The 19,228-nt window shown below is 40.7% G+C and carries 15 protein-coding genes; 8 read left to right on the top strand and 7 right to left on the bottom strand.

Annotated features, from left to right (window positions below):
- Positions 1–71: 71 nt before the first annotated feature.
- On the bottom strand, positions 72–1,112 hold the full coding sequence (add, locus tag P767_RS0114550) for an adenosine deaminase (RefSeq protein ID WP_216593240.1): 1,041 nt from the start codon (positions 1,110–1,112) through the stop codon (positions 72–74).
- Positions 1,113–1,175: 63 nt separating this feature from the next.
- Here add and P767_RS0114545 point away from each other — a divergent pair, with 63 nt between their 5' ends.
- The 3 genes from P767_RS0114545 to P767_RS0114535 all read left to right on the top strand — a co-directional run bounded on the left by P767_RS0114545 (position 1,176) and on the right by P767_RS0114535 (position 4,587).
- Entirely contained in the window at positions 1,176–1,757 is a 582-nt protein-coding gene (locus tag P767_RS0114545) for a Crp/Fnr family transcriptional regulator (RefSeq protein WP_026765114.1), read from the top strand.
- Between the two features lie 136 nt (positions 1,758–1,893).
- Positions 1,894–2,337, top strand: coding sequence for an aminoglycoside 6'-N-acetyltransferase (gene aac(6'), locus P767_RS0114540; protein ID WP_026765113.1), 444 nt, complete (start codon positions 1,894–1,896; stop codon positions 2,335–2,337).
- Positions 2,338–2,361: 24 nt separating this feature from the next.
- Positions 2,362–4,587: a TonB-dependent receptor gene (locus P767_RS0114535; RefSeq protein ID WP_026765112.1), complete on the top strand. Its 2,226-nt coding sequence runs from the start codon at positions 2,362–2,364 to the stop codon at positions 4,585–4,587.
- A 12-nt stretch (positions 4,588–4,599) separates the two neighbouring features.
- On the opposite strand, the gene P767_RS0114530 is transcribed toward P767_RS0114535, so the two are convergent.
- The 6 genes from P767_RS0114530 to P767_RS0114500 form a co-directional block, all read right to left on the bottom strand.
- Positions 4,600–5,856, bottom strand: a complete 1,257-nt coding sequence (locus P767_RS0114530) for a hypothetical protein (RefSeq protein WP_026765111.1) — start codon at positions 5,854–5,856, stop codon at positions 4,600–4,602.
- A 31-nt stretch (positions 5,857–5,887) separates the two neighbouring features.
- The gene (locus tag P767_RS0114525; RefSeq protein WP_157611559.1) at positions 5,888–6,688 is read right to left on the bottom strand and encodes a hypothetical protein; all 801 of its coding nucleotides are present in this window, start codon (positions 6,686–6,688) and stop codon (positions 5,888–5,890) included.
- A complete protein-coding gene (locus P767_RS0114520; protein ID WP_026765109.1) occupies positions 6,664–7,146 on the bottom strand; it encodes a hypothetical protein in 483 nt (160 codons plus the stop codon). Before P767_RS0114520 ends, P767_RS0114525 begins: the two co-directional genes overlap by 25 nt.
- A 362-nt stretch (positions 7,147–7,508) precedes the next feature.
- Entirely contained in the window at positions 7,509–7,817 is a 309-nt protein-coding gene (locus P767_RS0114510; RefSeq protein ID WP_026752548.1) for a DUF3467 domain-containing protein, read from the bottom strand.
- A gap of 87 nt (positions 7,818–7,904) precedes the next feature.
- Positions 7,905–9,347, bottom strand: coding sequence for a SusD/RagB family nutrient-binding outer membrane lipoprotein (locus tag P767_RS0114505; RefSeq protein ID WP_051417379.1), 1,443 nt, complete (start codon positions 9,345–9,347; stop codon positions 7,905–7,907).
- Positions 9,348–9,365: 18 nt separating this feature from the next.
- Positions 9,366–12,590 carry a SusC/RagA family TonB-linked outer membrane protein gene (locus P767_RS0114500; protein WP_026752550.1) on the bottom strand — a complete coding sequence of 1,075 codons (3,225 nt, stop codon included), beginning with the start codon at positions 12,588–12,590 and terminating at the stop codon, positions 9,366–9,368.
- 171 nt (positions 12,591–12,761) lie between these two features.
- Here P767_RS0114500 and P767_RS0114495 point away from each other — a divergent pair, with 171 nt between their 5' ends.
- The 5 genes from P767_RS0114495 (at position 12,762) to P767_RS0114475 (ending at position 19,211) form a co-directional block, all read left to right on the top strand.
- On the top strand, positions 12,762–13,640 hold the full coding sequence (locus tag P767_RS0114495; RefSeq protein ID WP_026765106.1) for a bifunctional 5,10-methylenetetrahydrofolate dehydrogenase/5,10-methenyltetrahydrofolate cyclohydrolase: 879 nt from the start codon (positions 12,762–12,764) through the stop codon (positions 13,638–13,640).
- Positions 13,640–14,254, top strand: coding sequence for a 7-carboxy-7-deazaguanine synthase QueE (locus P767_RS0114490; protein WP_026765105.1), 615 nt, complete (start codon positions 13,640–13,642; stop codon positions 14,252–14,254). The genes P767_RS0114495 and P767_RS0114490 overlap by 1 nt, the downstream gene beginning before the upstream one ends.
- Positions 14,255–14,381: 127 nt before the next feature.
- Entirely contained in the window at positions 14,382–16,481 is a 2,100-nt protein-coding gene (locus P767_RS17285; protein ID WP_037351931.1) for a TonB-dependent receptor plug domain-containing protein, read from the top strand.
- On the top strand, positions 16,481–17,140 hold the full coding sequence (locus tag P767_RS0114480) for an HmuY family protein (RefSeq protein ID WP_051417377.1): 660 nt from the start codon (positions 16,481–16,483) through the stop codon (positions 17,138–17,140). Before P767_RS17285 ends, P767_RS0114480 begins: the two co-directional genes overlap by 1 nt.
- A 154-nt stretch (positions 17,141–17,294) precedes the next feature.
- The gene (locus tag P767_RS0114475; protein WP_051417376.1) at positions 17,295–19,211 is read left to right on the top strand and encodes an OmpA family protein; all 1,917 of its coding nucleotides are present in this window, start codon (positions 17,295–17,297) and stop codon (positions 19,209–19,211) included.
- The last annotated feature ends 17 nt before the right edge of the window (positions 19,212–19,228 follow it).

Below are 19,228 nucleotides of genomic sequence, written 5' to 3'. Positions count from 1 at the left end.
CCCCTAATCAATTATTAATGCTTTGTCGCTTCCCTTTCGGTAATTCAGAAATGCTCGATCGAATTTTTAAACTAATATGATGAGTTAATTAAAAGGGAAATCTTTTTCTTAACTGCTTCAGAACAAAATGAATGTTTGACTGCTGCTAAGTTACATTTCTTAAAATGCGCTACATCCCATTTGAATTTTTGGTTTAATAATTGATATTCTGAGCTTAGTGTAACATTTGAAATTGTTCTTGCATCTGTATTCACACTCATTGAAACTCCGTGATTGTATATTTTTTCAATAGGATGATTTTCAATTTTATCTACCACATTCGTTTGAACATTGCTTGTAGGGCAAATTTCAAGATGAATTTCATTCTTTCTTAAATAATTCAAAAGATTGATGTCTTCTGCACTTCTGACACCGTGCCCAATCCTTTTCGGTTTAAAAAATTTCAATGTTTCCCATACGCTTTCTGCACCCTTTGCTTCTCCGGCATGTGCTGTGCATGGTATTTTATGTTGATTAGCAAACTCAAATGCTTTGATATGATTATTAATCGGAAACCCAGCTTCATCTGCTGCAATATCAAAACCAACTACATGAGTCCCTTTAAACTTTTTCACTAACTCAGCAGTCTCCATACTTTGGGCTTCACTGTAATGCCTTAGTGTACATAAAATTATTCCTGCTTCAATTCCATATTTTTTAATCCCTTCTTCGGTAGCATCATTAACTGTTGCTACAATTTCAGTTGGCATTAACCCTTTCATTGTATGCTGTAACGGTGCGAATCTAATTTCCGCATATACTACATTATCTTCTTTTAACTGTTTGAACAAGTCCAATGTAACTATTCTTAATTGTTCTTTTGTCTGCATCAATTCAAAGCCCTTGATTGCTCTTGTAATATAATCGGCAAGATCTGTACACTTTGGGGGAGCTATAAATGATTCATTGTACTCCTCTTCAGTAATAGTTGGCTTTAATTGCTTAACACATTCATAGCTCAAGGAACAGTCTAAATGCAAGTGCAATTCTACTTTTGGAAGTTTTGCAAAAGGATTTTGAGTAAATGCTTTATTTACAGTACACATCAGAATAATAATTAGTAAATGCTTCATATGTGAATTATCTAAAAAACAAAGCTATTCGTAAAGTTTTGAAATAAATAGGACATTTGTCCTATGATACTTACAAATACAAAAATTCTTGATTTTTTTGATTCGCTTGGTGAAAGTCATCAAGAATTCATCCAACTAGTTTCTATTAAAAAGAATAAAAACATAATTGAACAAGGCAAGTATAGTAAATTCATTTATGTACTAAAAGAGGGTATCATGAAATGTACTATTTCAGAGGAAAATAGCAAATCATATACCTTAGAATTTTTAGGTATAGGTGAAATTATGGGTGAAATAGAAACATTGTTGAAATGTAAAAATCTTGCAACCATCAAATCATTAACCGATTGTGAATTGTATAAAATCGAAATTGACTTTTTCAGGAAGGAGCTACTAAATGATCCGAATTTCAACCATTTATTAATGGTAGAACTTGCAAGAAGATTACAAAAAACCGCAACAAGAGCCTCTAGCCAACAACTCAATACCTTACAAACTTCTTTAAAAAATCTCCTTTATTTGTTGGAGGACCAAAAAGTAAAGTTTAAAAAGAGCGATCTAGCAGAATATTTAGGAATAACTGTACGCAGCTTAAATAGGGAATTAAAGAATTATAATCAGACTTTAGAGAGACTAAACTCCTGAGTAAATTCGTATCATACATTTAATTACTGGGTATTCGTTATCTGTACTGAATCAGAACAAGTATTTAGAATAAATTTAATCCAATCATAAAGCTTGATTCTCATAACCTAGAGAAAAAAAATAATGTCCATATTCTATGCTTATTGAACCGATAAATAAGAGCAACCTAAAAGAACTCACCAGTCTTTTCGTGGAAATGTTTCCCGAAACGGATTACGAGGAGGAATACCAAGTATTTGAAAAAAGCATTGGGTCTTCAACAGAGATATGTTTTTTAGCGAAGGAAGAAAACCAGTATATCGGGTTCATTCATTTAACCCTGAGATCCGATTATGTAGAGGGATCGGAAGTGTCACCTACCGCATATGTAGAAGCGATATATGTGAAGCCTGCTTTCCGGAAAAAAGGGATTGCAGAAGCCTTATTAAAATCAGCAGAGGAATGGGCTATTAGCAAGCATTGCTATACACTGGCATCCGACACTGCAATAACAAATGCTAATAGCATTCAATTTCATCACAAGGTTGGATTTGAAGAAACCAATAGAATTGTCTGCTTTATAAAAAAACTAGGCGAATAAAATGTTTCCCTAGTTTTGAATCCTATGAAGAAGACTGCCTTACTATTTGCGATACTACTTTCTGCTTTTTATGGTTATGCCCAGCATTCCATTGAACTGTCTGTTAAAAACAAAGAAGACAAATCTGTTTTGGCTGGCGCTACTGCCCTGCTTGAGCAACTCAATAAAACAGTCATTGCCGATAGCAATGGTATTGCCCTGTTTAAAAATATTCCTGCTGGTAAATATTCTGTCCGGATTACTTATATTGGTTTTGCCGCTAAAGAAATAGAAGTGCAGGTTCCACTTGCTGAGCCGACTAAGTTAGAAGTATTACTTACTGCGCTTGCAAAAAAAGGGAAAAAGGAAGAGGGCGAGCATAAAGATGAACACGGAGACGAACATGGTGACGAGCACGAACACGAAATGGAAGAAGTAATTGTGAAAGCTACGCGTATCAGCCGTACCATTGCCAATATCCCTACCCGTGTGGAAGTGATTTCCGGAGAGGAATTGGTGGAGAAAGGCAATATGAAACCGGGCGATATAAGAATGTTGTTAAATGAAAGTACCGGTATTCAAACCCAGCAGACTTCGGCTACTTCTTATAATGCAGGCATCCGTATTCAGGGTTTAGACGGTCGTTACACACAAATTCTTCGCGATGGATATCCTTTGTACGCTGGTTTCTCTGGCGGCTTATCCATTCTTCAGATTGCTCCCCTCGATTTAAAACAGGTGGAAGTAATTAAAGGTGCTGCCTCTACCCTCTACGGAGGTGGTGCCATTGCCGGATTGGTGAACTTGGTTTCTAAAACGCCTACCGAGAAAAAAGAATTGAGCTTTTTAGCCAATGCCACTTCTGCGGGGGGATTAGACCTGAGTGGCTTTTACAGTGAACGCTACGGGAAAGCTGGCCTAACGGTTTTTGCTTCCAGAAACAGCAACCGCCCTTTTGATCCGGCCAATAATGGATTCACGGCCATCCCGAAATTTGAGCGGTATTCCATCAACCCCAGACTTTTCCTTTATGGTAAGAAAACCAATGCCGACTTTGGCGTTAACTACTTAACGGAAGACAGGATTGGTGGAAGTATGAATTATATCAAAAACGGCGGCACGGATTTTTTTGAAAAAAATAAAACCGAACGCATCACTACTCAGTTTGGCATTACCCATCAACTGAACGAGAAAGAGAACCTGCAGTTTAAAAACAGTTTCAGCAATTTCAACAGAGATATTCGTATTCCCAATTACCAGTTTGATGCCCTGCAACAATCTTCCTTCTCCGAGTTTACCTGGAACCGCAACAGTGAATCTTCTGATTGGGTTATTGGTGCCAATGTGCTTACCGACAAACTTTCTGAAAGAGGTCAACCTTTATCTGGTAAAAGAGATTATCAGTTCAACACTTTCGGTTTGTTTGTGCAGAATGCCTGGACGGTTTCTGAAAAATTGGTGTTAGAAACTGGGCTTCGTGCTGACCATGTAAACAACTATGGATGGGAACTTTTACCGAGAATTTCTGCAATGTTTAAAATCAGCCCCGCATTTACCACTCGCCTGGGTGGTGGATATGGCTATAAAACGCCCAGCATATTTACAGAAGAAGGTGAGCGTTTGCAATTTCAAAATATTCTACCCATTAATGTTAACAATACCAGGAATGAAAGATCCATTGGTTTTAACTGGGATTTAAATTACAAAACCAGAATTGGAGAAGTAGGGGTCAGCTTTAATCATTTGTTCTTTTACACGCGTTTAAATAATCCGTTGGTATTGGTGGGTTCTCCCAGTGGGTATTCTTCTTTTGAAAATTCAACGGGTTATCTCGACACAAAGGGCATGGAAACCAATCTGCGCTTGACGTATGGCGACTTCAAATTATTTCTGGGTTACACTTATACCGATGCCAACACCCATTTTGCCAATACCAAAGCCTGGTTGCCACTTACTGCCAAACACAGACTCAATAATGTATTGATGTATGAAATTGAAGGCAAACTAAAAATTGGTCTGGAAGCCTATCACTTTAGTCAGCAGAGATTAAATGATGGTACTACCGGACAGCCATACTGGATTGTAGGATTAATGGCCGAAAAAATCTGGGATAAGTTTTCGCTCTTTATCAACTTCGAAAATTTCAGTAATACCCGTCAATCCAAATTCGGACCCATTTATACCGGCACTGTAAACAATCCCAACTTCAAAGATATCTATGCACCCGTAGATGGTTTTGTGGTAAACGGTGGTATCAAAATTCGATTGTAAAGAACCTGGCTTTTAATTCGGCGCGATGATCTGCTTATGGTAGACCACTTTGAAGTTATTGTCATTGGGGTTACCATCGGGAATATCTTCCTTGTTCATAACAGCCACATGTAGTTTGCCATTAAAAAACTTCAGTCCCTGAATATTGGTATTGAAAGCCAAATCGGATTCTTTCAAAATCACTTCTGTTTGTCCGTTGGTTAAATATTTTCGAATGCCATAGTAGGCTTTGTTGTTTTCATTTCTGGATTCCACCACATACAAATTGCCCTTATCGTCTACTTCTACCGAATGAACATTGTTCAGTACTACATATTGGGTTCCGCCAAATGCCGCTTTTTGCTCCGGTGCCTGTATTAGTTCTGCTGTATGGTTGGTTAAATTCACTTTTACTACCCCAAAGCGGGTATTGGAAGTATGACTGTGAAAAGCAACAAATACCTCATCGCCATAGGTTGCGGAATGAATCACCCAACCATATTCACCCGGTATATACTTAAGGTTGGTCATTGGGTAACGAACTGTTTTGATAGTAGGAATTTGTGGATCCTGTGTTTCAACGCGGTTATTCGACTCTTCCCAAATTGTTATTCCATTGGCGCTGGTGAGGCGCGTAAAACAAATTGCATAGGTTAATCCTTTGTAGCGAAGTGTTACAAAATTATTTCCCGTAAAAAAATTACTCTTCCATTTTTGGGTGGCATAATGATAATAGCTAACGTAGTTGCTGGTATTGGATTCAGAACAATTGAGCATTCCGTCTTCTGTTGCCTGTATCCTTATAATTTTTTCCTGACCTTCAGGGTATTTTGACAGATCTACCAACTGATCGTTTTTGAATGCATAAATCTGGTTGGCTACTTCTCCTACATTGATCTTCCAGATATCACTGCCAATAAAACCTTTGATATCACCTCCGTAAGATGGATGTGTAAAATTGGAATTAATGGTTACCTCCCCTTTTGTATTCAATATCATTTCATTGTGTCCGCTAATATTCGACATGGTTCTATGAAGCGAGTACCACCTAAGCTCATCTGGCTTCTGTGTGGTAAAAGCAGTGGCTCCTCTCCCTCCCCCAAGCACTCCTTCATTCATGGGCAAACTTTGCTGTGCCAGCACTTTCCATTGATTACTCTTTAGAATGGTGAAAGTGGTAGGATTTGGATTTGGCTGCTGTGACGAATTGGATGCCGTGTCTTTTTTGCAGGAAGACAAGAGGCTTATGGCAAGCAGCAGACCTATTGAGCCCAATTGAACTTTTTTCATTCTGTAATAGTCTATTGATTATTTTTTGGGATTATTTTTTTATGGAGGATCCTCTCCCGAAACAGCTGCCGCAGATGATGGGCCAGGTATCATGTGAAGTACCGCGGAAATAATAGTTGTCGCCTCTTTTTTCGTACACATTCATTTGATTGGCCGTGGTTTTAGCCGTTCTCCCCAGCATACCGGTACCATTACAGTCATTGCATTTTGTAAGGGTTCCCCTGGAAACCAGGTGATCTCTGTTCCACTGTCTTACGGCTTCTTCTTTCTTCAGTCTTTCTCTATTTTCTTCCTCCCGCTTTTGTTGCCACATTGCATAATCGTTTTTCTCTGAGAGCACATTGGGATTCGTAAATGCGTGCACCACTTTGTTGTCGGTTATTAAATACACCTGGGCTTCACTGTAACCCAACCCCACTACACATAATTGACTATTGGAACTTAACAAAGGAATACTAACAGGAAATATAAATTGACCGTCTAAATAATGACTGTAGCTGATTCTTCCCAGATAGTGCTGGGTGCGCAAATGATAGGCTTTTATACTCCCCCCATCGTCTATTTTCAGTATAGTAGTTTCGGGATCATAACTTCCGTATACATACCCTTTGGCATGTCTTGCATTATGATCCATTTTGAAGGCTTCTCCGGTTTGCAGATTGATGACTCTTCCATCTCTGTCAAACACATATTGCAAATCCTTTGTAATAAAACAATACCCAATATCAAGATTGGCGAAAACAGTTCGGTGGTGAATATTCCTTTTGGGATCTTTCTTTTCCATATTGCTGTAATGATCAACCAGCTCTACCCTTCTGCCGTCCGGATGCACAAAAACCAATTGGTCTTTTTTTTCAGGAGTTCCATTACAATGCCTGTTTTTTTTAATGGCTTCACTTCATTCTTGTAAGGATCCTTTTTGATGGAGTACAATTTTTTGCTTCCTTCATACAAAGAGAACTCATTCCCGCTCTCATTAACGGTATAGTTGGGAAGTGGATACTTGTTGGTATGTTCCGCATACAATCGGTAGGCTTCTGCTCCAACTGCTTTCAGTTTTCCTGTTTTAATTTCAAAAAGCACACTTAGATTGTTCATCCGCTCGAGTAAAAAATATTCCTCATCGTCTGTAATCAGGTACCGATCGTTACCCACCATTGAAATTAAGCCTGCATTGCCCGGCAAATCAATCCGATTTTCCTGACTCCTTACCAGGAATTGCAGCATCAGAAAACATAAAACAAGGGAAAATTTTTGCAGAAAAATTCGGGTTGGAAGTATCTGAATCATTGGAATGTTTTTCAAGATTATAGCCTTTAAATGGTGCAGCTAAAATCCCGAAAATCTCAAACGAAAAAATGGGCCGTTCAGCCCATTTATAACCTTTACTCCCCACGCATAAAGCTCCGTGCTACCAATGGCCTCAAAGTGAAAAGGCATCAGTAATTGAAATTCCCATGAAAAGTTAAGAATTAACTGTGCAGGCTTTTCTTCTTGATTAGAAATAAAAAAGTGTTTCAAAAAATTTGAGGAGTGAGCATTTCTGAATTGCTGAAACTTTAAATAAAAATGCATTAATAATTATTAATGAAGCAATTCAGGGCAGCGAACGAAGCAAATTTTTGAAACACTTTCTATTCTATACAGCATAATTAAGCCTGCGCAGTAGGACCGCCGAAGTTCATGGGAATTTCAATCTGCTCCAAATCCTGAATAGGGCCATTGGCAGCTTCAAAGCGATGGATGTTTTCTTCCAGCGCCTTCATAAACCGCTTGGCATGCATCGGCGTAAAAATAATACGCGACTTCACTTTGCTCTTGGGCGTACCCGGCATCACATTCACAAAATCAATTACGAATTCCGCATTGCTATGGGTGATGATGGCCAGATTGGCATAAGCCCCTTCTGCTACTTCCTCGGTAATTTCTATGTTCAACTGGTTATTCGGTTGCTGTTCCATTTTTTCTTGTATTGATTATGGCACAAAAATAGGGCCTGTAAGAATACAGGCCCCCATGAGAATTAAAAACTGAGAATGAAAAACTCGTTATTTATCCCACCATACTTTTGCATCCTGAGAGTTGCTGTTAAACAACGCTGCAGCAGCTGCATAGTTAGTTGGATTATATAAAGGTTCGTTTGGTCCGTAAGGAATTCTTCTTGGAATGGCTTTACCAGCACCTGGAGCAGGAGCTAATACAGGGAAACCTGTTCTTCTCCACTCAGACCATCCTTGTAAACCATCAGGATAATGTGCCAACCAGCGCTGTTCGCCAATTTTCGCGTTATCTGCTGCAGAACCATCCAATGCTACAGTAGGCTGAGCAAGGTAGTTGGTAATAGCAGTTGCGTTGGTGATTCCCCATCTGTTCATTTCTGCAGTTACACCATTGTTGTACATGGTGGTTGCATTTTCAGAAGTCCATCCCAATTTAGCAGCTTCTGCTCTGGCCAAAAACATCTGACCCGCAGAGATAATGCTCAATGGCATAGTTTGAGGAGTTCCGGTATATCCAAAAATGAATGCAAAGTTTGGATTGCTTGTTTGCCAAGCTAATGCATCAGCTCTGGTTAAACCATAAGGGAAACCTTTGGTGTTGTTACCGTATTTATCAATACGAGGATCACCCAAAGTTGTCAATTTATTGGTTATAGTAGAGCTTACTGCATAGTCAAAACGCTGGGTAATTACATAATACTGGTATACAGGATTATTGTAGTTACCACCTGGATAAGCAATAGTTGCATTGTCTGCGTTTGCATCAATTACACCAGCAGCAACAGCAGCAGCAAATTCTGCTTTACCCAAAGTTGGATTGGCTTTTGACATACGCAATGAAAGCACAGCAATCAAAGAGTTGGCAAATTTTTTCCACTTGGTTGTGTTACCAGCATACATGATATCACCCTGAACAGCAGCACCCGTAGTAAACTGTGCGTTAGCCGCTTTTAATTCTGCAATCAATGCAGGGTAAATGGTCTCTTGCTTATCGTAAGGAATGGTACCATTGCCTTTTAAAGCCTGAGAGTAAGGGATATCACCGTAAGCATCTGTTAATACAGAGAAGTAGTAAGCTTTTAAAATACGGGCAATGGCAATTTGATTGGCATTGGCTCCGAATTCTGCAGCTGCTCCTGCTGTAGAAGGATCGCTATTGGTGTTGATAATGTTCTGTAAATCGTACATCGCACCCGCGTAGAAATCATCCCAGTTCTGGGTTGGAGCTGCGTAACGGGAAATATCGGTGTACTGGGTTTCAGACATATACTGCGCATACAAGCCTGCAGTAGTGTTGATGGCATTGCCCCAAACGTTACCGCCAATAAGGGACTGTACGTTGGTCAATAATGCTGAAGTAATAGGAATGGTTGTTGCGTTCGGATTACGGTTGATATCGCCGAAATCACTAATTCCCTTGCTACAACCCACCACTAAAGTGGCACAAACCCCTAACGACAGCACTGCTTTTTTTATATTCATACTTTTCATGATAATTGTTTTAGGGTTTTAGAATGATACCTTAACGTTAAATCCAATGGTTCTTGCACCTGGCATCTGACCATCTTCCCCTTGAACACCACTGATTTCAGAAGGATCAAAGTTCTTAGAGTCTCTGTAGATGAAGAATAGGTTACGAGCAGTTAAAGAAACTGAAGCACCCTGGATAGATTTACCAAACTTCCCTAGTTTGTTGGTTGGAATTGAATAGCCTAAGCTAAGCTCGCGCAATTTTGCATAAGACAATTTGTGTACAAATGGCTCAGCAATTTGCTGATAGTAGAACTGGTGGAAGTAATCGTAAGCATCTACATAGATGTCTACAGGAGTTCTTCCGTCTCTTGCATCAACACCGGTAACACGTACACCACCACCTGCAGAAACTGCATCGCGGATTGGGTTACCCTTGTCGTTCAAGCCAGCTGTTTGCTCCATCAAGCCAGAGAAAGTTCCCCACTGCTCAGATAGAGAGAAGAAACGTCCGCCAAGCTGATAGTCAAATGTTAAACCTAAGTTGAAGTTCTTGTAGCTGAAGAAGTTTTGTAAACCTCCGGTAAACTTAGGAACAACAGAACCCCAGTCTTTGGTTGCATCAGCCTGGTACCAGCCTAATCCACCGCTGAATCCGTTGGTAGTAATCAATGGTTGGCCATCTGCATTACGCTTGATACCACCACCTCTTAACATACCCCACTGCTGACCCACAAAGTGGAAAGCACGGGCAAAACGAGTTCCGAAAGAACCACCTGCTAAAGTATAACTGGTTAAACCTGGAGCCAATGCTCTTACTTTATTATCTAGTAAGTAAGCAGCTGTTGTATTCACAGTCCAGTTGAAGTCTTTCTTCTTCATGATGTCTACACCCAATTCCAATTCAATACCCTGACGGCTAATCCAGGCAGCATTGATGGTTTGAGAAGTGAAACCAGAAACACCAGAAACAGAAACCGCTAGAGGTTCGTTCTTGTTGTTCTCGTTATAGTAAGTAGCATTCAAACGAACTTTGTTTTTTGCAAAACGCAAGTCGATACCTGCTTCCCAAGTGGTTGTTAATGCGCCACGTAGGTTTGCATCAGGAGAACCATTCGGTGTACTCATTAAGAAGTTGGTACCCCATAACAATGGGTTAACAGAGTAGTTCAGGTTTAAAGCATAAGGATTTAAAGCCTTAGGCTTCTTACCCCAAGATCCAAATACTTTACCAAAGTTTAACCAAGGCAAAGCAGATTTTGTGAACTCAGAGAATACGAAAGCACCACCCACTGAAGGAGACAACAAGGAGTTGTTACCTGCTGGTAAGGTAGAGAACCAGTCGTTACGAACTGCCCATGTTAAGCTTAGGAACTTCTTGTATTCTACGTCACCAAAAGCAAACAAGGAATTCGCCTGCTGATCTGATCTTGTATTCGTAATTGTAGGTACAGTTTTAGAGTTGCTGATAGCATACAAACCTGGTACGTTCAAACCATTATTGGTATTCATTGCTACTTCTCTCTGACGAATATTCAAACGGTTAGCACCCACGTTAGCAGCTACTACGAAATCTCCGAATGTATTGTTGTAAGACAAAATACCTTCAAAGTTCCACTCACTGTTAATGCGATTGTGCGTAGCATAAGAAGCCAACAAACCAGTTTGTCCGCCAGAAGTCTGTAGAATATTAGGATCAATATTCTCTAGATTTCTACTGAACTGATCCTTACGGATGCTACCCTTGAACTTTAAGTTCTTAGAGAACTTAACAGTCATATTGATATCTCCGTATAGACGGTCTCTGCGCTGATCACGCTGAATATTGTTAAAGTAAGTAAATGGATTGTACCAGTAGTTACCTGCCCATACACTGTTCTGTGGTGCTGCTGCACTCCAAGAACCCGGGTTTCTACGGAAGTTCCAGGAAGGAATGGTTCCGATTGGAGTTCTGATATCAGCAAGTTCTTTCAGGATATTGATGTCCAGATCTCTGTGGAACCACTGGCTAAAGTTACCAGAAGAGTTGTTAGAGTATCCGTCGTTGAAATCACCAGAGATCAACTGATTGGTATAAGTAAGGTTAGCTCCGATAGTTAAGAAGCTACCCAAATCCATAGAGAAATTGGTATTCAAAGTATGTCTCTGACTCTTTGAATTAGGCAACATACCTTTAATGTTCTGGTTGGTATAAGATACTCTTAAACTTTGACCAGCACCATTATTTTGTGAGAAACTAACGTTGGTATTAGAAGTTACCCCAGTATTCCAGAAATCTCTGGCATTGTTTGGCTGAGGAGTAAAGCTTGCCGTTTTACCAGATCTGGAATGTCCTGGAATAAAAGCATACCAAGGAATATATTCAGATCCGTCAATTTTGGGTCCCCAAGAAGCATCATCAGTAAAATCGCGGTAACGCTTACCGTTTAATGCCTGCCATTCTGCTGGCATGGTTGGGTTATAGGTAAAAGTTAACCAACCACCGTCACCACCACCATACTCATTCTGGTATCTTGGCATGAAAGCAGCTTTGTCGAACATGGTAGACTGATTTACCTCTACACCAATGCCCTTGCCTTTTCTACCTTTCTTAGTAGTAACAACAATAGCACCGTTACCGGCACGGCTACCAAACAAAGCAGTAGCGTTAGCACCTTTTAGTACAGTAAGGTCTTCAATGTCGTCAGGGTTGATATCGAATGAGCTGGTAATGGTACCATCAACCACATAGATAGCTCCATCGCCATCGGTTAATGATCCACCCCCTCTGATACGAAGGAAACCCTGATCGTTCAGCTTGGCTGAAGACTGACCTCTGAACTGCACACCCGCAACTTTACCTGCCAATGCGTTGTTCAGGTTCGGCTGACGGATTACGTTCAGTTGTTCTGAGTTAATTACTTGAGAACTGAAAGGAGTTGTTCTCTGAGACTTTTTTACACCGAAAGCACTGGTAACAAATACCTCTTCCAGTTCGCCAGCTACAGTAGCTATTTTAACATTTTGGAATCCGGTTGTTGCTGCAAACTCAAAAGGCGTATGCCCTACAGCTGTTACCACAACAATTGCTCCCTGCTTCACTTTAAAGCTGAATTTTCCCAGCTCATCGGCACGAGTGATGTTTTTTGTGCCTTTTTCCTGCACGGTTGCGTTAGGCACTGGACCTCGGTCGTCGGTCACCTGCCCCTGCACAAGAACTGTTTGAGCGAATGTTGCTATGCTAAATAGCAACGAAGCCGCCAACAGTGTCAGACTTTTTCTCATGTGTTAGATTTTTGATTTAGAAAAATTGTTAAAATTTTTAACAATACCGCTAATATAAATCAATTTTTAACACTACCGTCTATATAAATTGACTTTTTCTTAATATTACTGAATTTTAATCGCTGTTGCATTTTTTTAACCGTTCCTCCTTAAAATTGGTAATTTTGCGCCATGTTAGTACTAGATGGCAAGCTGGCTTCAGCAGCAGTAAAAGAAAATCTGAAAGCAAAAACCGCTGAATTACATGATAAAGGCCTTCCTGCCCCACACCTGGCAGCTATTTTAGTGGGAAACAACGGAGCCAGCGAAACCTATGTTGCCAGCAAAGTCAAAAACTGTGAGGAGACTGGTTTTGAGTCAACTTTGATCCGCCTGCCGGAAGAATGCACCGAATCTGAACTACTAGAGACCATACAATCGCTGAACCAGAACCCAGCTATTGATGGAATACTGGTGCAACTTCCCTTACCGAAACATGTTAGTGAAGAAAAAGTCATAGAAACCATTGATCCTCGCAAGGATGTGGATGGTTTTCATCCCAGCAATATTGGCCGTCTGGTTCAGGGGCTTCCGACTTTTATTCCTGCCACTCCTTACGGAATCTTATTAATGCTGGAACATTTTAACATCCCTACCAAAGGAAAACACGCGGTAGTAATTGGTCGCAGCAATATTGTGGGCAGACCCATGAGTATACTATTAAGTAGCAATATACCACAGGGGAACTGCACGGTAACCCTTTGTCATTCTCATACCCCCAACCTGAAAGAGATTTGCCAGCAAGCCGATATATTAGTTGCTGCTTTGGGTAAACCTGAATTTGTAACCCCCGATATGGTAAAACCTGGTGCGGTTATTATTGATGTGGGCATTACCCGTGTAACAGATGCCACCGCTAAAAAAGGATTCAGGATAAAAGGAGATGTACACTACGAATCTGTTTCAACCCTTGCCAGTGCTATTACACCGGTACCAGGTGGTGTGGGTTTAATGACCATTGCAGGTTTGCTTAAAAATACTTTACAAGCTTATTTAAATAACAGAGGATAATGCAATTGCCCGTGGGATCAGAACTGCCGGTTATGGAAGCCTTCTACACTTTACAGGGAGAGGGCGCCCATCAGGGACGCGCTGCCTATTTTATCAGACTCGGCGGATGCGATGTAGGCTGTGTTTGGTGCGATGTAAAAGACAGCTGGGATGCCAGCAAACACCCGGTAATTTCCGTAGAAGAAATAGTGGCCAAAGCAAGCAGTTATCGGGGAAGACTGGCCGTGATTACGGGTGGAGAACCTTTACTGCACAAGCTGGATATTTTAACGGAAGCCTTGCATGCCGCAGGTTTCGAAACCAATATGGAAACCTCCGGCTCTTCGCCGTTGAGCGGCCATTGGGATTGGATTTGCTTATCACCCAAAAAATTCAAAGCACCCCTGCCCGAAGTAGTGGAAAAAGCCAATGAATTAAAAGTGGTCGTTTTTAATAAACACGATTTTAAATGGGCAGAGGAATATGCTGCAAAAGTTCCTGCTAATTGTCATTTATACCTGCAACCCGAATGGGAAAAAGCCAATGAAATGACCCCGCTGATATTGGATTATATCAAAGAAAACCCCAAGTGGCGATTGAGTTTGCAGGTACACAAATACTTGAATATCCCTTAATCGTTACCAACCCTTCTGCAGTGCAATTGTCACTGCTTTGTAAAAAGCAAAACAAGGGTTCTTCTTCTACAGTTCTGTGACAATTCACGAGGAAGGCGAGTGCAATTTTGCACTCTAATTAGTGAGTATGATGAAGCGGTTTATGTTGCCCCTTTGCGCGGGATTTCTTTCACAAACCTTGATTGCACAAAACAAGGCTGCACAGCAAAAAGATACTTTGGTTGGTGAGAATGCCATCACTGTTTTCACCGCTACCAAAACAGAAAGAAAACTAACCAATGTAGCCGTTCCCGTTCAAATCATTTCTCAAAAAACCATTCAACAAGCCGGCTCTCTTCGTTTATCAGATATTCTTTCAGAACAAACTGGGTTGTTCATGACCAATGGGTTCGGTACAGGCGTGAGCATGCAGGGTTTAAATCCTGATTACACGTTGATTCTGATAGACGGTGAACCCCTGATTGGCAGAACCAGTGGCGTACTAGATTTAAGAAGAATTGCAGTAGGCAATATCAAACAAATAGAAATTGTTAGAGGCCCTTCTTCCAGCTTATATGGGAGTGAAGCCATGGCCGGTGTTATCAATATTATCACTGACAAATCCAAAATCAATTCGCTTGGCCTAACTGCCCGATATGGCACTTACAACACGGCAGATATTGGATTAAAAGCTGGCATCAGAAGCAGTCGTATTAATTATCAGGGTTTCGGAAACTTTTATCGCACCGATGGATTCAGTATCCGCCCGAACAGCAGGGAAAGAAGCATTGCACCCATTGAAAGAATTACGCAACAACACCAGTTAGGCTTCCGCATCAGCGACCGTACACAGGTAAGTGTTTCTTTCAGATTGAACAATGAAACCATCCAAAATAATATTACCGTTACCAATAATGGCAATGCGATTAATTCGGTGGGATATGAAAAAAACAATGACCTCAATACCAGTTTGCAACTGGCGCATAAGTTCAATGAAAAAGTAAAAAATACTACCCGTCTTTACGGCACTTTTTTCAAAAGCATTCAAGACCTGATTACCGACAACGGCGCACCTTATGTAGATGAGTTCAGACAAAGTTTCGGAAGAGCAGAAAACCAAACTGATATTCAATTCAACAAACGATTAGAGATGAATGTGGGTGGAGGCTATATTAATGAAACTGCCAGAAGCACTCGTTACGACAACAGCAGCAGTGTTAAGACCAATCGAATTGGGTATGCCTATTTGCAGACAGAATGGAAAGCCCTGGATCAATTGATTTTGATTGGAGGTGCCCGTTACGACCACAACGAATTATTTGCTGCCGCTTTCAGTCCCAAACTGGCTTTGCAATATAAAATAAACCCTAAGCTCTCGTTAAAAGCCAGTGTGGGAAGAGGTTTTAAAGCACCTGACTTCAGACAGCTTTACTTAAATTTCACCAACACAGCTGCTGGCAGTTACAGTGTATTCGGTTCGGTGGAAGCACAAAAAATTATTGGTGAACTCAACAGACTGGGACAGATCAGCAGCCTGGAACCTGCTTTCTATGGTTTGAATACCCTGAAGCCCGAGTTCTCTACTGGATTCAATATTGGGATACATTTTCAGGATAGTAAATGGTTGGTTAGTGCCAATATTTTTAGAAACAATATTGAAAACCTAATCGATAGCAGACTGGTGGCTTACAGAACTGGTGGTGCACAAATTTTTAGTTACCTCAATGTAAAAAATGCCTTTACTCAGGGCATTGAAACCGATGTGCAATACAAAATGAATAAAAATCTTTCCTTAACAGCAGGCTATCAGTTTTTATTGACAGGTGATCAGGCAGAGATTGATGCCATTAATGCCGGAAAAGTTTTCACCAGAGATCAGAATGGCTTCAGCAGAAGAATGAGCAGAAGCGAATATGTGGGCTTGCCCAATAGAAGCAAACATATGGCCAACTTTAAAATATTGTATGCAAAGAATGCCTTCTTTGCCAACACCCGTGTGGTTTACAGAAGCAGATGGACTACCACCGATACAGATGGCAATGGCCTTTTTAATTCCAACGACGCATTTGCAAAAGGATATGTTCAAGTAAATGCAGCTGCAGGATATGAATTCAACAAAGGACTTAGCGTGCAGGCAGGCACCGACAATTTACTCAACTATACTGACGTAATTAACCTCCCCAACTTACCGGGAAGAACTTTTTATCTCACCGTATCCTATCAATTTTTTAATAAAAACCCTAAATAATGAGCAAGATGAAAAAGATGATTTTAGTGTTAGGCATTGCAATTGGATTTGTGGCGTGTACTAAAGATGACAATGGAGGATCTACCAATGTAGTTTCAACCATTACTGTAAAAGATTTGCCTGCTGATACCATTATAGGTATTACTCCGGGAGTTCCGCCTACAGGTGGCTTCCCTTACGGTGCAGGTCGCTATACTTTCTTCAGCTTGGAATCCAACAAAATTGTTCCAGCTTCTGATAGTGCCAGCAACAAATGGGACTTGGCTTTTAAAGGAACCACCATTGCTACCAATAGCGGAAACAGTGGTCCAGGCGGAGCTGGCGCATTTGTATTCGTGGGTTTATTCGACGATTTAAAAACCATCCCTGCGGACTCTACGTTCAGAATTGATAATGCACCTACTGCATTCGCTATTCCTACCGGAAGCAACAGAGCCTGGTATGCATATGATGGTATTAACCAATTGGTAAATCCAATTCCTGGTAGAGTATTGGTGATCAGAACAGCTACTGGCAAATATGCCAAAGTAGAAATCCTGAACTACTACAAAGGTGGTACTACGCCTGCTACTACTGCTCCGGATGCTGTTAAATTAAGCACACAACGTTATTATACTTTCCGTTATACTTTCCAGCCAAACGGAACCAAAACTTTCTAAGGAAAGGCTTTTAAAATCCAATACAGAACCCGGCCCCGTGCCGGGTTTTTATTTTTAGCAAATCGAGACACTCAATTACAGCCGCCAAAAATTTTAACAGCAATCAAAATGAAATTAACAAAGCAACTCCTGAATTTTTCCGAACTTGTTCCCGATGAAAAAATGGCTTTGTTTTCTTTTACTGTTTCCCAGCTGTTTTATACTTACAGCTCAACAATACAACCCTGATAAAGTGAATAAAAAAGCAATGGCTTTATACGATAAAGCCATTGGCCTATTAAAAGAAGACGCATTAAAAGAAGCTGTTCCTGTTTTGCTCGAAAGTATTCAGGCAGACAAAAATTTTGCAGATGCCTATCTATCGCTGGCAGGTGTTTTCGGAGAATTAAAACAATACAAACGCTCTCTACAGTTTTATGAATTGGGAAGAGCCATCGATACCATTTATTTTCAGCCTTATCTACTTCCCTACTCTATCAACCTTGCGGGGGATGGACAATTTGATGCGGCATTAAAAGCCGTAAATCTATTTCTGCAAAATCCCAAACTAAACGACAGAAGTATCCGAAGTGCTGCGTACCGAAAAAAGACCTATCAGTTTGCCATTGATTATGCAAAGCAACAGGCAAACGATTCCAGTTATGTTTTCCTTCCTGAAAATTTAGGGGACAGTGTAAACTCAAGTTCTTCCGAATATTATCCTTCGGTTACCGTAACCGACAGTTTACTCGTATTTACCCGCAGGGGGAAATTCATGCGCGAAGATTTTTATTCCAGCACCATTCTCGGAAAGCAATTTTCAAAATCGGTTCCTATAGGGGGCCGCATTAATGAGGAAGCACAGAAGGGCGCCATTACTGTTTCTCAGGATGGGGAATGGATGTTGTTTACCGGAAGGTTTGCCGAAAGCGGTTACGATCATTTTGATTTATACATTTCTTACTATACCCCGGATGGATGGAGTGAACCTGAAAACCTGGGACCTTCCATCAATACTGAATTCTGGGAGAGTGCCCCCAGTTTAAGCCCCGATAAAAGAGTTTTGTATTTCAGCAGCAACCGGCCTGGAGGCTATGGTAGCAGGGATTTGTATTACAGCGAAAGATTGCCCAATGGAAAATGGTCTCCTGCCAAAAATATGGGACCGCATATAAATTCAGCCGGAGACGATCAGGCCCCGTTTATTCATGCAGACAATCAAACTTTGTACTTTACCTCGGATGGATTGCCGGGTTATGGAGGTGCTGATTTATTTGTAACCAGAAAAAACAACAATGGAGAATGGAGTATTCCCGAGAACCTGGGTTATCCCATAAATACCATTGAGAATGAAGGGAGCATGGCTGTTTCAGCAGACGGACTTACCGCCTATTATTCCAGTGATCGTTTCGATAGCAGAGGTGAACTCGATTTGTATCGTTTTCCATTGAAGGAAAAAATAAGACCCATCCGAACACTGTACCTCAAAGGAATTGTTTCTGATAAAATTACAGGCAAGAAATTGCCCTCTTTAGTAGAGTTAATTGAGAACAAGGATCGTGTGGTATTAATGAAAATTCAGACCGATGAAACAGGTGGTTATTTTGTAACCCTTCCGGTTGGCAAAGACTATACCTTATCTGTTAACAGGAAAGGGTATCTGCCTTATAGTGCTCAATATTCGCTGGCAAATAAAGAAGCCGACAGTGTATATATACAGGATATAGCGCTTGAACCCATTCAGCTTCATGCAGTGTTTACTTTTAAAAATATTGAGTTTGCCAGCAATGCTTTTGACTTGCCCCCAGCTGCATCCATTGAATTAGACAAGTTGGTGAATCTATTGAATGAGAATCCTTCCTTAAAAGTTGAAATCAGCGGACATACCGATAATACTGGCAAAGAGCCTGACAATATTTTACTCTCTAAAAACAGGGCATTGGCCATTGTAGATTATTTGCAATCCAAAGGCATTGCAGCTGAAAGACTCACGCACAAAGGATATGGAAGCAGCAAACCTATTGCCGGCAATGATACGCCCGAAGGCAGGGCTAAAAACAGAAGAACTTCCGTTGAAATAACCGGACTCTAAAGTAGAAATACGTAAGG

Origin of the sequence: Sediminibacterium salmoneum NBRC 103935, from assembly GCF_000511175.1 — a bacterium.
Taxonomy (GTDB): domain Bacteria; phylum Bacteroidota; class Bacteroidia; order Chitinophagales; family Chitinophagaceae; genus Sediminibacterium; species Sediminibacterium salmoneum.
This window is presented reverse-complemented; position numbering and strand designations above follow the sequence as displayed.

Excerpts from the sequence above, each read along its gene's own strand:
- add (WP_216593240.1), bottom strand. The coding sequence starts at position 1,112 with ATGAAGCATTTACTAATTATTATTCTGATGTGTACTGTAAATAAAGCA.
- P767_RS0114545 (WP_026765114.1), top strand. The coding sequence starts at position 1,176 with ATGATACTTACAAATACAAAAATTCTTGATTTTTTTGATTCGCTTGGT.
- P767_RS0114535 (WP_026765112.1), top strand. The coding sequence starts at position 2,362 with ATGAAGAAGACTGCCTTACTATTTGCGATACTACTTTCTGCTTTTTAT.
- P767_RS0114530 (WP_026765111.1), bottom strand. The coding sequence starts at position 5,856 with ATGAAAAAAGTTCAATTGGGCTCAATAGGTCTGCTGCTTGCCATAAGC.
- P767_RS0114520 (WP_026765109.1), bottom strand. The coding sequence starts at position 7,146 with ATGATTCAGATACTTCCAACCCGAATTTTTCTGCAAAAATTTTCCCTT.
- P767_RS0114510 (WP_026752548.1), bottom strand. The coding sequence starts at position 7,817 with ATGGAACAGCAACCGAATAACCAGTTGAACATAGAAATTACCGAGGAA.
- P767_RS0114505 (WP_051417379.1), bottom strand. The coding sequence starts at position 9,347 with ATGAAAAGTATGAATATAAAAAAAGCAGTGCTGTCGTTAGGGGTTTGT.
- P767_RS0114500 (WP_026752550.1), bottom strand. The coding sequence starts at position 12,590 with ATGAGAAAAAGTCTGACACTGTTGGCGGCTTCGTTGCTATTTAGCATA.
- P767_RS0114495 (WP_026765106.1), top strand. The coding sequence starts at position 12,762 with ATGTTAGTACTAGATGGCAAGCTGGCTTCAGCAGCAGTAAAAGAAAAT.
- P767_RS0114490 (WP_026765105.1), top strand. The coding sequence starts at position 13,640 with ATGCAATTGCCCGTGGGATCAGAACTGCCGGTTATGGAAGCCTTCTAC.
- P767_RS17285 (WP_037351931.1), top strand. The coding sequence starts at position 14,382 with ATGATGAAGCGGTTTATGTTGCCCCTTTGCGCGGGATTTCTTTCACAA.
- P767_RS0114480 (WP_051417377.1), top strand. The coding sequence starts at position 16,481 with ATGAGCAAGATGAAAAAGATGATTTTAGTGTTAGGCATTGCAATTGGA.
- P767_RS0114475 (WP_051417376.1), top strand. The coding sequence starts at position 17,295 with ATGAAAAAATGGCTTTGTTTTCTTTTACTGTTTCCCAGCTGTTTTATA.